This is a genomic window from Staphylococcus sp. 231237_7MaSpsaltlick, assembly GCF_043107035.1.
The window spans coordinates 1-1,393 of sequence record NZ_JBICNX010000126.1 but is presented as its reverse complement, the minus strand read 5'-3'; the positions used below and the strand labels follow the sequence as shown (position 1 = coordinate 1,393).

The following is a 1,393-nucleotide window of genomic DNA, read 5'->3' as shown; positions in this document are numbered from 1 at the left end:
AGATAGATGGACTTTAGCAATGGCAGATGATAACACTTTAACATCATTCCCACCTAATATAACTGCAGAAGAAATCAAAGCGAAAGGTTATAACAATACTTTTAGTGGATTTGGACCAATAATTATGGAAGGTAAAAAAGTTTATAATACTGGTGATTACAGTGTGAACAGTGAAGAATCACACCCACGTACAGTTATTGCTCAATTACCTAATAAAGATACTTTGATATTCACATGTGATGGTCGTATACCAGGAAACTTGTTACATCAAAAAGGCATGACTTTAAATGAAGTGACTGAAACTTTATATAGTTATTATGGTGAAATTCAATTCGCTTATAACTTAGATGGTGGCGGTAGTTCTTCGGCAGTATTACGTTCAAGAATGTTGAATAAACCTTCTGACAATAACAGTAAATCAGAACGTAAAGTATTAGATTTCATTTATGTTGGTAAAGACCCAAGACAGATAAGAGATAAAGATATTCAAAAAGCCTATGAAGATATTGGAGATTTAAGAAGTAACTTCAATTTCCTTTATGGGCTTTTAACAACTTGGAATGAAATTGGTTCTAATGAATTACGATTGACTACTTATAATCAATACACTGGGCTTGTAGCAATGGATGGTAAAAATGCTAAGAAGAAATTTTACATGCAACCTAATGAGTTTAGATTTTGGGATTACGATACTTCGAGAACTTGGTTCAGAGTAACAGAAGATTCTATGCAATTGCACAATAGAGAGTTAGCACGTAAATTCTCGGCTCATGAAAGTGTAAAAGATTGTAACAATTTATCGGCGGGTGGAGATTATCATGTACCTAAAACTGCAAAAGGTTCTCCATATCCTAATCAATCTTCGGCAATCGTTACACAATACAATGTAACTTATTCAGATTTTGAAGATGCCGCAACAGCTTTCCAAACTGCAGTTCCATTTGCTAGATCACAAAATTACAGAATGAAACGAAGAACGTATTCGGAAGGTAAATGGTCACAGTGGTTTGATGTATAAAATTGATTGGATAAATTACAAGGAGTGGTTGAATGTACAATAAAGAAGGAAAATTAAAACTAGAAACAACTGCGAAATACATGCCTATTGGCAATACAAACATTTCGTTTTACGATAGCGATATCGGTACAGCTGACTTAATATTTTACATTACACGCAATCAACGACCACTCGAAGTGAGTGACGAAAACGTTGATTGTTTTTTAATTCCCAAGGCTAGTGATGGAACTTATGTTGTGGATAAAGCAAGTGTCATTGACCCGTTAAATGGTAAAGCAAAATATACAATACCTAGTGAGTTTTTAAAACATACTGGTAAAGTACAAGGTCAATTGTTTATAGCTGTTCATGGCAAAGAGGATATTGTTACGGAAG

General features: G+C 34.0%; 2 protein-coding genes. Both read left to right on the top strand.

Annotated features, from left to right (window positions below; all coding sequences use genetic code 11):
- On the top strand, positions 1-1,018 hold a 1,018-nt coding region (locus ACF91D_RS30315), incomplete at its 5' end, for a phosphodiester glycosidase family protein (protein WP_392438449.1).
- A gap of 32 nt (positions 1,019-1,050) precedes the next feature.
- The coding region (locus tag ACF91D_RS30310) for a BppU family phage baseplate upper protein (RefSeq protein ID WP_392438447.1) at positions 1,051-1,393 on the top strand (343 nt) is incomplete at its 3' end.